Here is a 12,049-nt window from a genome sequence, read left to right on the forward strand (position 1 = left end):
AGCAGAATTATGTGAAACGAGAGATTACGAGAAATTCAAACATAGCTATGATAAATACGTTGAGTTATTAGCTAAAATCCTTCGTGATTGTGGATTATCAGTAAAAGGATTATGGACTCTTTACTATGTAACAGCTTGGGAAGAAGTGAAGAAAGATGAGCTTCCTACGAAGGTAAAAGAAAAATTAGGTGTGCAATAATCAGTTATTTGTGACGGCGGATTTTCCTACGGGGTGGGTTTGCCGTTTTTCTTATTTACACCGAGAAACTCATGTGTTCTATGTTAGAGTGCAATTTATTTAAAATAGTAACCTCCATAATGAGTGAGTTATTTTTATAATAAGTTAGTCTTTTACAAAGAGCTGGTATAAAGGAAGTAGTTAATTTAAAAGGCGGATTTCTTGAGTGGAAAAAGTTTGGATTACCATACGAGAATTAATTTTTATCTAGTAATTCATCAAATTAGATATTTATCTTATTAATAAATTACTTATGTTATTACAATTATAATAAATATTGGGTAATAAAACCAGTCTTGTAGTATAATGTATATTGTATTAATATTTATATATTCTTGTTAAATATTATAGGATTGGGTGATGATATTGATGAAAACAATTAAATCTATAACATGTATGTCAGTTTTATTATTCATTTTTACATTATTTTTACCAAAAAATTTAGCATTCGCAGAAGAGATGGATAAGGTTTGGGATCCAGAGAAAGGGACTATTTCTGGTTATATCTGGTTTGATGAAAATGAGGATGGGTGGATTGATCCTGAGGAACAAACACTCGCACCTGAAATAGGTGAAATAAAGTTATATTTAATTAATGAAAATGAAGAAATAGTTGAGGAAAAAATAGTTTCTAGATTACAAAGTGGTCAAGCTCATTACTATTTTGAGGTAGAAGAAGGAAAGTATAAAATACGAGCTGAGTTTACTGAAAAGGGAAAATATCAGCTTACTAGAGATGGAAGAGATTCATTTTTCAATTCTACAACAAATGAAACAAGATATTATGAAATTATGAAGTCATATAATATAGATAGTATTCAGCTGGGATATAAAAAAGCATCTTAAGCATATTTAAAATAAGGAAAAAAGCTAAAGATGATAGTAATGAGGTTGGATTTAAATTTTAAGTGGGGCAATCGCCTCTCTTTTTTTATATATGAGATTTGTTGATTATATTATTTGATGTGATGTTATATGAAAAAAGTGGAGGCGTTTATCGTTGCTGAGTTTTGGACGATTAGATCGTGAACAGAGCTTTAATGTTTTATCTTGGGGGCGACCATTGTAAGGGAATCTTATACAACTACAGCATCAGAGCTTTGTGTTCTCCAGTTCTTTAAATTAAAGACTTGTAACTTTATTTTATCACTAGATTAATCTCACAGAACGAGAAAATGTAAATGTTTTATAATGTAATGTGCTCCTAATTGAGGGATTTTCTTATCATTGGTAATTTCATGTACCGTATTTAATAATAAATTTAATTGGGAAGAAGTGAAACAGGAGGAGCTTCCTGCAAAAGTGAAAGAAAAACTTGCTGCGAAATAATAAAAAGGATTTGGCCTTAAAGGTCAAATCCTTTTCTGTTTTCAAAATCTTTTTGTGAAATGAAAAAAAATCCATATCTTTTAAATTGAGCTGTTGTTACGTCGTAACTAGTTTGTTTATTTCTACTAATTACTTAAGTTTTATCATTTTTGCACCAAAACTTATCTGTCCATTTGGTAAGGCATCGAATAAACCTTACGTATACCACTGCGATTTCTGATAACTTACATGTATAGGTATCACTCAATATAACAAAAATGTAATGTTAATAAAATGTAATTCCACCGATACCATTAATGAAATTATATAAAATGAAGGGGAGTTAAAGAATTTGTATAATGAAAAAGGAGAAGTATTAATGCGAAATATATTAAGTGTAGAAAAAATCGAAAAATATTATGGTAATAAAGATAATGTAACAAAGGCTATAGATAATATTAGTTTTAAGGTAGATGAGGGGGGAATTTATCGGGAGAATGGGGCCCTCAGGAAGTGGAAAACTACATTACTTAACTGTATATCAACGATTGATAATGTTACGACGGGAAAAATAATAATCAATAATAGTGACATTACACGGTTAAAATCAAAGTCACTAGACAAGTTTAGAAAAAATGAATTAGGGTTTGTATTTCAGGACTTTAATTTATTAGATACTCTTACTGCTATCCTTCCACGAATTTCGTATGAAACTTAAGAACAAACGTAAAACGGTATGAAAAGACTAGAAATTCTCTTCATACCGTTTGTATTATTTAGTCATTTAACATATTGGTATATTTAATTGTGAATCAGATCAATGTTAATCTGGATTAGTCATTACTATTTTTGATGCCCACTAATACTTAACGTAAGATTTGGTTTGATTGCTACACAGACCTCGTAAGCGAGGAATTGTACACTATATAAAACAGTAAAATAAATAGCCGATCCCTTAGCGTAAAAGGAATCGGCTATTTTATGTCTAAATTCTGTTCAAACGCACAGTTTTCTTTTTTGATATTGTGATTCTATGCCCATCAAGCTAAGATTTTTAATTACCCCTAAAACGAAAAAGTTATTTCTCTACAGTCATTTATGAAAAATTAATCGAATTTCTTTTTTTACAGATGATTAATTTTTAAAAATTATACTCAAGGGTTAGGGATTCACAATAACTTTTATGAACTATTAATACTTCATAAAAGTTATTGTGAATTTTGTGAATGAGTGTTTTTGACTTTCTACTTTAATAAATCCATGGTGAGCTTCGATAATTGACTTCGCTAGTGCTAAGCCAATTCCAATGGAGCCTTCTTTATTAGAATTTTTTGTTTTGTAAAATCTATCGAATATATATGGCAAATCTTCTGATGCAATACCTTCACCAAAATCTTGAATTATTATTTCAGTATGAATAGGAGAGTTTGTGACTTCAATATAAATAGAACTATTATCATTTGAATGTTCAATGGAATTCTTTAAAATATTTAATAAAGCTTCTTGCATCCAAATACTGTCATGGAAAAGTGGTATTTTTTCATTGGTTTTTAAATGTATGTTCATATTTTTTTTATTTAATTTACTGTTTAAACTAGCAATGACCTCATAAATTGTATCAATAATATCAGAGTTTTCTTTTTCAAATAGTATTGCCCTAGCATCTATTTTTGAAACTTTTAATAAATTATGTATTAAAAAGCTGATTCTTGAAATTTGAACATCATTATTGTGTAAAAAATGATATTGTTGTTCATTTAATTTACCTTGTAATAAGATATCATTGTTCACTGTTAGTGTTGAGAGTGGTGTTTTTAGTTGATGAGAAATATCTTGTAAAGTTTGAATTAAAAATTGTTTCTCTTCCATTAAATTATGCATACTTTTTCTAATAACATTTTTCAGTTTATGAAAAGAATTAGCAAGTTTAGCTAGATCACCTTCTCTATTTTCCTTGATATCAATGGTGTAATCACCTTCAAAAATTTTATTCGCTGCAGCTGTTACATTTCTAATTTTTAAGAAAAAAGATTTATATTGTAAGTAATTTAGAAAAATTAGGATTAAGCTGAACCCTATTGCTCCAAGGAACATGTATATATTGTTTTGGGATATATGTTTATTTAAATAAGGAAAAAGTCTTGAATCCAATTGAGCAGATAGACCATATTGTTTTAATAGCATTTCTCCATCACTGGAATAATCTTTTTTATTGGCTGTATCATTTGTAAGTGCTTGTATTATTTCGTATTCATTTTCTGGGTTTTGTTCAATTAGTTTTCCAGTAATTTCACTCCAAATAGTAATATAATCATTTTTTAAATGGTCATATAGAATATGAACTGTGATAACTTGATATATAATAAATAAAAAAGAGATTAATGCTAATGTAAGTATATTAATTTTTATTTCTCTATTTATCATTAAATTACTCCTTACTGACGTCTTTATTCCAGAAATATCCGACACCTCTTTGTGTGATTATACAGACAGGATTTTGTGGATTATCCTCAATTTTACTTCTCAATCTTTTTACATAAACAGAAAGAGTATTTTCATCGAAAAACACTTCACCTTCATCTGCTATTTTTTTCAATATCTCATTTCTTTGTAACACTTTATGAGGATTTAGCATTAACGTTAATAAGAGTTTGTATTCTAAATGTGTTAAATTTATACTTTTCTCATGCTTAAAGGCTCTGGCCGCTTCAACTTCAAGCTGTATATTTTCAGACTTCAATATAGTATTAGAAGCTGTTTTAAGTTTTTTTCTTAATTGTACTTTTACTCTAGATAATAGCTCTTTTACCCTGAAGGGTTTTGTTATATAATCATCTCCACCAATATCAAGGCCCATTACTACATTTGCCTCCTCATCCAGTGCTGTGAGAAAAATAATAGGTATATCACCTTTTCTTTTAAGATAGGTACATAAATCATACCCATTTCCATCTGGGAGTCCAACATCCAATATAGCTAAGTCAAATTTATTATTTTCGTATTGGTCTTTTGCATCTTGTACAGTAGAAACTCTTATGACCTCAAGTCCTTCTCCTTTTAGAGTAAACTCAATAGCCATTCCTAGATCTTTATCGTCTTCAACGAATAATACTTTATCCACAGTATCTCTCCTCATTTGTCTTTGATTATGACAGTTATTTTACACGTTGATAGGCTAATTTAAAATAGTTTAGTATGGAAATGGATTTTTGAGGCTTTTCTGAGTATAAGCATAATACTCAAATCGACTTAAAGCTTTTCAGTACATAATGAGATACAACAATTACTTAAAGCAGAATATTTATGTAATTCATACATGTACTTGCTTATATTTTGAAAAACCTTGTAATAGTGTCTTGTTGAATTTGTACGTTTTTATACAATCAGTAAAGTTTTGTTTAAGTTATCTTATACAAAAATGTTAAATGAAATTTGAATTCACATTAATTATGTAAATGAATTTTAAAAAACAGATCATTGAGAATAAGAGCCGAATGGGAGCGGATTTTTGAGAATTTGAAAAGTATGTGTGTACTTAAATAAGTATATAAAAGCCGTTTAATTTTAAAGTATATCTTAATCAGAGTTACGAGTATATAAAAAGTTAGATTTAGTAATCTTACTAAACTGTAAGATTAAAGTATATATAGTAAGACAAGAGTTATTCAATTAACAATTAAAGACGTCTATACTGAAAGTAATCATTCTTTATTAAGACTTGTAGCATTTTAGCCACTGTTTATATAAAGAAAAAACCTACTGTTCTAATCCCAGATTAAACATAGTATATGAGGAGGAAGAAAATGAAAAAGATAATAGGATTTCTAGTAGTAACAGCAATTTTTATAGGTATAGGGTTTGCTGTAAATCGGTATATAAATGGTCCTTCACAACCAGTAAACGGTATCATGGTATCTGGAACGAAAGAAAATATATCAGCTGTCAAAAATCTGTATAAAGATCAAAACGTACGAACAGCAGATTATAGTTATAAATTGGTCACAGAAATAATAAAACAAGAATTCACTACCGAACAGAAAGAAGAAATTAAGAAAGAATGGAAAGAAAAAGGAGGAAATATGACTGAAGAAGAGATAGACAAGGAACTTAATAAACCATCTGTTACAAAGAAACAATATGCGGTTATTACAAAATCTACAGCTGAAAAATTCTTAAAAAAAGGAATTATAAGAACACCCTTATCTAAAGAAGATAGTTCAATGACTTCAACCCCGGTAAAAGAAATAAAAGAATTAGCGAGTGAAAAAAACTTATTTTATAGAAAAAAAGCGGAAGATGAGGAAGTTAAGGATGGAAATTTAAATTTAAATGGACAAATGATACCTGTTCAACATATTGAACAAAATAATTGGATTGGCTATTTTTCATCACCGATAGTAATTGTTAATGAGGAAACATATAAACAATTAAAAGAAAAAGAAGTAAGCCTTTCGTTAATTCAGTTTGCAAAAGAAAATTTTGACTATAAAAATAAAAACAAAGTAAAAAAGGTGGTCGAATACGTTTCAAAAGTGTATGCAGTGAAAGACGAGAATGGTGAGCACGATAAGGATAAAATCTATTTTGTAGAGATTCAAAATTAATCTGTGAAAAGGATGAGTTGTATGGAGGTTGTTAGATTAGAAAATGTAGTAAAAACATATGGAGAGGGAGAAACGCAAGTACAGGCGTTAAAAGGAATTAATCTTTCCATTCATAGAGGAGAATTCGTAACCATAGTTGGAGCATCAGGTTCTGGTAAAAGTACCTTATTGCATATTTTAGGAGGGCTGGATCGTCCGAGTTCGGGAAATGTGTTTATAGGTGATGAAAATATCTACAATTATAAAGATAATGAACTCTCTATTTTTCGCCGAAGAAAAGTTGGATTTATATTTCAGTTTTTTAATTTAATTCCTGTCTTGAATGTACAAGAAAATATTTCTTTGCCAGCTCTATTGGACGATGAACAGGTAGATGATCATTACCTGGATGAAATTATAAGAACTCTAGGGTTAAATGAAAGACGAGATCATTTGCCTTCTGAATTATCGGGTGGTCAACAACAAAGGGTATCTATTGGTAGATCTCTTATAAATAAACCCGATATTATCTTAGCGGATGAACCAACCGGAAATCTAGATACAAAAAATACAAAAGAAGTTCTGAATTTATTAAAAGTAACGGCTAAAAAATATAATCAGACGGTGATTTTAATTACCCATGACCCTGCTATCGCATCAAACTCTGATCGAATTATAACCATTACAGATGGCATGATTATTTCAGATAAAAAATTAGTGCAAAATCAAGAGAAATGTGGAGGGGAGGAGTATTGATTCATAGTTACAAACAGTTAAGTCAAAAATATCTCAGAAGTAATATAAAACGTACTCTACTAACATTAACAGGTATTATTCTAGCATTGGCGCTAATAACAACGATTGGACTTTTTTTAAATAGTGGATACACTTCGGGAATTGATAATGCTAAAAAAGGTTCTATGGGTTCTGCAAATATTTCAGTTGAAAATTATAATCAAAAGCTTTTCAATATGATAAAAAGTAATCCAAATATATCTTCTTATGGCATCATAACTCCAGGAGAGGTGCTCCATGTTGATGATATAGTTGTTTCTTATATGTATGCAGATCATCAAGCATTGAAGCTGTTACAGTCTAGTATTCCTGTAGAAGGTAAGCTGCCTTCCAATGAACACGAGGCTGTTTTGGAAAAATGGATGCTGCCTTACTTCGGTCCCAATCTTAAATTAGGCGGTATGTTTACTATTCATGAAAAAAAATATAAACTTGTTGGTTTGCTAAATAAGTCTAGTAGTACTCAGGAAAATAAAACTGGTCAATTATTTACATATAAAAATAAGTTCAAAGTTGGTGAAGGTAGCGTATTGATTGAATTGCATAAGTACGCAAACTTTGATGAAGTTGAAAACCAATTTAAATTATTGACGAATAAAAAAAATATAAGAGTAAATGAGGAATTAAAGAGAGCTTTAAAGCCTAGTGTGGAGATAATGGTCGCAGCCGCTATTAGTATTGGGATTGTTGTGATTTCTACGATTGTTATTATTTACAATGCATTTCAAATTAGTATAGTAGAGCGAATGAAACAGTTTGGGCTATTGAGGAGTATTGGAGCTACAAAAAAACAAATCAGAAAAATTGTGATAAGAGAAGCAACATTTCTTTCTATTATCGCTATCTTTTTTGGGATTTTGTGTAGTATATTAGTAGTCTTTTTACTTAATCAAGTACTGATAAACGTACTTAAAAACTCTATGGGATATACAATTAAATTAGATTGGTTAATTATATGTGTAAGTTCGTTAATTACATTGATAACTGTTTATATTTCAAGCTATTTTCCTGCTTTTTTTGCAGGTAGAATTTCACCGCTACTGGCCGTAAGTAGCCGATTGGCTATAAAAAAAGAAAAAATAAAGAAAAAAAAGAGAACAAAACTAAAGAAACCACTATCTTTTCCGTTAAGTATGGCATTGAAAAATATCCAAAGAAATCCCAATAGATATACAGTTACAATTTTGTCTATTATTATAAGTAGTGTACTGTATATCACGTTTACGTTTCTCATAGATACTGTCATTCAGCGTAAACAACCGGAAATTCAAGCTCTAAAATCGGATATATCCGTTACGGTTAATTCAAATTTAGACAAGCCTAGCATAGATCGTATGAGTCGAAATATTTATAAAGTTAATAACGTAGAGAATCTGTACAAGCAATATCAGGCACATGATTTTTATACGAAAGTACCAAAAAATAAACAAATTAAAGAATTACAAGGAAATGAATCGCTGTATCATAAAGTAAAATACAATAATCAAACTGTAGAAATTATGGAAACACAAATAAAAGCATACGATGAGAATAGTTTAAAGAAACTAGCTGAAAATGTAACTAGTGGAAAAATTGATATTTCAAAATTAAATCGTGAAAAAGAGGTTATTTTAGTAAAGCAAGCTGCATCAAATGATATGAATACAAGTAAAAAATATATAGGTTCTCTAAGTACTTTTCAGGTAGGGGATGAAATCCAAATAACAAGTCGGCAGGAAAGAAAACCTACAGAGGAAATCTCTTACAATGAAGATAAACTAGAAACTTTAAAAATAACTGCAATTGTAGAATTAGATATTTTTAATATGAGTAGAGTGATGGATGCCATAACTTTTATTACTAGTGAACAAATAGCCGAAAATATAACACCATCTCCACAAAAATTAACAGGTTTTGAAATTGATTTAAAGAATCAATCTCAGGCTGATGCTACAATTTTAGATATACAAAAGAAACTGGGTGGAGATGCATCTATAGAAGTAAAAAATAATATTGTTCAAAGTAATTTCCATACAGACAATATACTTTATATAAAAATATTAGGGTACGGATTTATAGCTGTTATTACACTAATTGGTTGTGTAAATATTTTAAATACCATCACAGTCAGCATCATTATGAGAAGAAAAGAATTAGCTGCTTTAAAATCGATTGGTATGTCGCAAAAGGATTTGAAAAAGATGGTTATATATGAAGGACTCCTGTACGGCTTCTTTGGAAGCATACAAGGAATCTTTTTCGGCTGTATGTTGTCGTATATTCTTTATGTAGCACTATCAAATACGGTTTCGTTTGAATGGATTATTCCTTATCAATCTAGCTTTATCACTTTTATAACCGCACTGTTGATTAGTTATGTATCGGTACTAATTCCGCTGCGAAAAATTAAAAAGGATAACGTTATAGATGTAATTAGAGAAGAATAGCAGTGATTATAACAATATGTGATTCGGAAGTTCAACCGAGATACGTGTAAAACGGTTCGTAATCTGTATTATATTTCAATTATTGGTTTTTTAGCTAAAAATATCTGCCTGACGATTAACAAATAGCTGAGTACCTAAATGCTATAAGGCCCGACACGAACGAAAAAAGAAAATTGTACGTTTAGGGGTTCAGCCACATGCCCATCAAGCTAAGAAAGGTAAATGCCCCCAGAACGAAATTTTGTGCTAACTTGTAGCAAAAAAGCTCATTTTTTCGTTTTGGGGTAATTCTGAACTCTTAAGTTGATGGGCACGTATAGTGATCCCTGATAGCCTTTTTATCCAGATGTATTCGTTTCATGAGCAAAATTACTTTACAAAAATCCTCTACAGTTAAAGTTTAGTCCCTGACATACATCAACGCTCATAATCATAAAAAGGCTGCAGTTGTTATACTGCAGCCTTTCAAATGTTTAATCCGTTTTTTAATCTATCCTTTAATTAACCTAGATATGCTTTTTGCAATGCCTCTAGACCATCTTTATAAATTCCATGGAACAGATTAATTGCCTCTTCATCACTTACTTCTACAGGAGTGAAACTACCAGACCATTCAACTAATGATGTGTTAGCATCTTTACCTTCTTTAACACGGATTGTAGATAAATAGTTCGTCACAGGGAATGGCGCTTGCATAATTGAATATGTGTAGTAGCGCTCTTTCTCATTAAATGCTTCTAAACGTTCTACAATTGCATCGCCATCAGGGTTTGCTAAATGACGTACACGTCCGCCTTCCGTTACTTTACTGCTAGGAATATACGGTAACCAATCTGGAAGTGCATCAAAACCTCCAATTAATTTCCATACTTGTTCAGGTGAAGCTGGAATTTCAATAGATGTAATAGTATTTGCCATTTTCATTACTCTCCTTTTTATTTAACGTTAATTGGTAGTGGCGCATTAGCTGCAACTAATTTTTGTTCACGCATTTCTTCCCAGAATGCTGCTGGAATTACTGTTTTCAATGCAGCTTGGTCTTCTGCAATTCGTTCCGGTTTACTTGCACCAGGAATAACAGCAGCAACTGCTGGATTAGCCAATGCAAATTGTAAAGCAGCAGCTTTAATGCTGATTCCATGACGATCTGCAAGGTTTTTCATTTTATTAACTTTTGCAATGATTTCTGGTGACGCTTTTTGGTATTCGAAATGAGTACCTCCAGCAAGAACACCTGAGCTATATGGTCCACCAACAACAATGTCCATATTGTTTTTTACAGCCGCAGGCATTACGCGTTCTAAAGCGCGCTCGTGGTCTAATAATGAATAACGACCAGCTAGTAAAGAAACATTTGGTTTTGCTTCTTCTAAATCCAGCATAAGTTCAATTGATTCTACTTTATTTACTCCAAGGCCCCAGCCCTTGATTACACCTTCATCACGCAACTGAGTAAGTGCACGAAATGCTCCTGTTCGAGCAATTTCAAATTGTGAAATCCACTCATCTCCATAAAAATCTTGTGCTACATCATGAATATAAACAAAATCTAAACGATCTGTTTTTAAACGTTTTAAACTATCTTCAATAGAACGAAGAGTTGCATCAGCACTGTAGTCGTTGATAATTTTATTTTTACGACCAAATTCGAAAAGTCCGCCTTTTTCACCTAAATCACGTGCAGATGGATCTTCCAATTCATCTGAAATAATTCGACCTACTTTTGTACTTAAGAAGTACTCATCACGATTTCTTTTCGATAATGCTTCACCAAGACGAATCTCTGCTAAACCAGATCCATAAAGTGGAGCTGTATCAAAGTAACGAACACCATTATCCCAAGCAGCATCCACTGTTGCGATTGCTTCTTCTTCCGGAATATTACGGTACATATTACCTAGTGGTGCCGTACCAAAACCAAGTGTACCTTTTAATAAATCTTTCATTTAAAATCTCCTCCTAAAATCTATTTAAAAATGTTTAATGAATATCAATTAATGTGACAAGGGCTGACCGATCAAAGTACGATAGTTATGAAAAATAACGTATATGCTTTTTAGTTCTACACTACTCATTTCCCTCTCACGTATGTAATTATGTCTTATCTACAACACAATAAAAAGTACGCACTTTAAAGTGTTATAGATACTAATAAGTAACAATTTTATGTTTCAACGTCTGTAGCTCCAAAATAAAATTATTAAAAATGATTTTATATAAAAAAATCCACTATTCTTGCGGAGGTAACTATAGAAATTATCAGTGGAACATAGAAAGTTGTTATACTTTGTCATTTAAAAAAAGACAAAAAAAGAACGAGTGAATTAAAACGTTTAATGCCTGATATTACACAAAAAATGCTCACGCAACAGTTACGTGAGCTAGAAGAAGATGGTGTAATTCAAAGAAAAGTATATGACCAAGTACCTCCTAAAGTAGAATATTCTTTAACTGAGTATGGCTGTTCTCTAAATACTATACTAGACTCTTTATGTACTTGGGGAGAATGTCATCTTGAAAAGTATGGGAACACGTCTATGCTCAATGCAAAAGGAGAATAGTAAAAAAGAAAAAACGAGCTAAATTTACATAAATAACTGTAGAGAAATAACAATTTTATTTTGGGAGTACTTTAAAATCTTAGCTTGATGGTGATGGGGTAGCACCACATGCCCATCAACTTAAAAAGAACGAGTTAC

General features: G+C 30.9%; 9 protein-coding genes and 3 pseudogenes. 8 read left to right on the forward strand and 4 right to left on the reverse strand.

The genetic code is table 11. The features are described 5' to 3' along the window. Positions 1–4: 4 nt before the first annotated feature. The 4 genes and pseudogenes from V7S45_RS28280 to V7S45_RS28295 form a co-directional block, all read left to right on the forward strand. Positions 5–139: pseudogene (locus V7S45_RS28280) on the forward strand (N-acetylmuramoyl-L-alanine amidase); the annotation flags it as partial. Positions 140–345: 206 nt separating this feature from the next. After that, positions 346–438, forward strand: a pseudogene (locus V7S45_RS28285) (rhodanese-like domain-containing protein); the annotation flags it as partial. 169 nt (positions 439–607) lie between these two features. Beyond that, a complete protein-coding gene (locus V7S45_RS28290) occupies positions 608–1,084 on the forward strand; it encodes an SdrD B-like domain-containing protein (protein ID WP_088344617.1) in 477 nt (158 codons plus the stop codon). Positions 1,085–1,898: 814 nt separating this feature from the next. After that, positions 1,899–2,264 (forward strand): ATP-binding cassette domain-containing protein, encoded by a 366-nt coding sequence (locus V7S45_RS28295; RefSeq protein ID WP_142292904.1) that lies wholly within the window; start codon positions 1,899–1,901, stop codon positions 2,262–2,264. A 473-nt stretch (positions 2,265–2,737) separates the two neighbouring features. Here the strand turns inward: V7S45_RS28295 and V7S45_RS28300 are convergent, their stop codons facing one another. Both V7S45_RS28300 and V7S45_RS28305 read right to left on the reverse strand, forming a co-directional pair. Further along, complete coding sequence (locus V7S45_RS28300; protein WP_342762115.1) at positions 2,738–3,970, reverse strand: HAMP domain-containing sensor histidine kinase; 1,233 nt, start codon at positions 3,968–3,970, stop codon at positions 2,738–2,740. Between the two features lie 4 nt (positions 3,971–3,974). Then, positions 3,975–4,667 (reverse strand): response regulator transcription factor, encoded by a 693-nt coding sequence (locus tag V7S45_RS28305; RefSeq protein ID WP_342762116.1) that lies wholly within the window; start codon positions 4,665–4,667, stop codon positions 3,975–3,977. Between the two features lie 682 nt (positions 4,668–5,349). Here V7S45_RS28305 and V7S45_RS28310 point away from each other — a divergent pair. From V7S45_RS28310 to V7S45_RS28320, 3 genes are read left to right on the forward strand one after another with little or no spacing between them, the layout of a single operon-like run. Then, the gene (locus V7S45_RS28310) at positions 5,350–6,150 is read left to right on the forward strand and encodes a lipoprotein BA_5634 family protein (RefSeq protein WP_025687970.1); all 801 of its coding nucleotides are present in this window, start codon (positions 5,350–5,352) and stop codon (positions 6,148–6,150) included. A gap of 21 nt (positions 6,151–6,171) precedes the next feature. Further along, positions 6,172–6,885 carry an ABC transporter ATP-binding protein gene (locus V7S45_RS28315; protein ID WP_088346775.1) on the forward strand — a complete coding sequence of 238 codons (714 nt, stop codon included), beginning with the start codon at positions 6,172–6,174 and terminating at the stop codon, positions 6,883–6,885. Beyond that, positions 6,882–9,350: an FtsX-like permease family protein gene (locus V7S45_RS28320; RefSeq protein ID WP_342762117.1), complete on the forward strand. Its 2,469-nt coding sequence runs from the start codon at positions 6,882–6,884 to the stop codon at positions 9,348–9,350. The genes V7S45_RS28315 and V7S45_RS28320 overlap by 4 nt, the downstream gene beginning before the upstream one ends. A 501-nt stretch (positions 9,351–9,851) precedes the next feature. Here the strand turns inward: V7S45_RS28320 and V7S45_RS28325 are convergent. Beyond that, complete coding sequence (locus V7S45_RS28325; RefSeq protein ID WP_342762118.1) at positions 9,852–10,268, reverse strand: SRPBCC family protein; 417 nt, start codon at positions 10,266–10,268, stop codon at positions 9,852–9,854. Between the two features lie 17 nt (positions 10,269–10,285). Next, positions 10,286–11,296, reverse strand: coding sequence for an aldo/keto reductase (locus V7S45_RS28330; RefSeq protein ID WP_342762119.1), 1,011 nt, complete (start codon positions 11,294–11,296; stop codon positions 10,286–10,288). 270 nt (positions 11,297–11,566) lie between these two features. Here V7S45_RS28330 and V7S45_RS28335 point away from each other — a divergent pair. Beyond that, positions 11,567–11,911 (forward strand): annotated as a pseudogene (locus tag V7S45_RS28335) (winged helix-turn-helix transcriptional regulator). The last annotated feature ends 138 nt before the right edge of the window (positions 11,912–12,049 follow it).

Origin of the sequence: Bacillus sp. BR3(2024) (genome assembly GCF_039134555.1) — a bacterium.
GTDB lineage: Bacteria > Bacillota > Bacilli > Bacillales > Bacillaceae_G > Bacillus_A > Bacillus_A cereus.

What these genes read in the sequence shown, in the direction of transcription:
- V7S45_RS28315 (WP_088346775.1), top strand. Translation starts at nt 6,172, where the DNA reads ATGGAGGTTGTTAGATTAGAAAATGTAGTAAAAACATATGGAGAGGGA.
- V7S45_RS28290 (WP_088344617.1), top strand. Translation starts at nt 608, where the DNA reads ATGAAAACAATTAAATCTATAACATGTATGTCAGTTTTATTATTCATT.
- V7S45_RS28330 (WP_342762119.1), bottom strand. Translation starts at nt 11,296, where the DNA reads ATGAAAGATTTATTAAAAGGTACACTTGGTTTTGGTACGGCACCACTA.
- V7S45_RS28325 (WP_342762118.1), bottom strand. Translation starts at nt 10,268, where the DNA reads ATGGCAAATACTATTACATCTATTGAAATTCCAGCTTCACCTGAACAA.
- V7S45_RS28310 (WP_025687970.1), top strand. Translation starts at nt 5,350, where the DNA reads ATGAAAAAGATAATAGGATTTCTAGTAGTAACAGCAATTTTTATAGGT.
- V7S45_RS28300 (WP_342762115.1), bottom strand. Translation starts at nt 3,970, where the DNA reads ATGATAAATAGAGAAATAAAAATTAATATACTTACATTAGCATTAATC.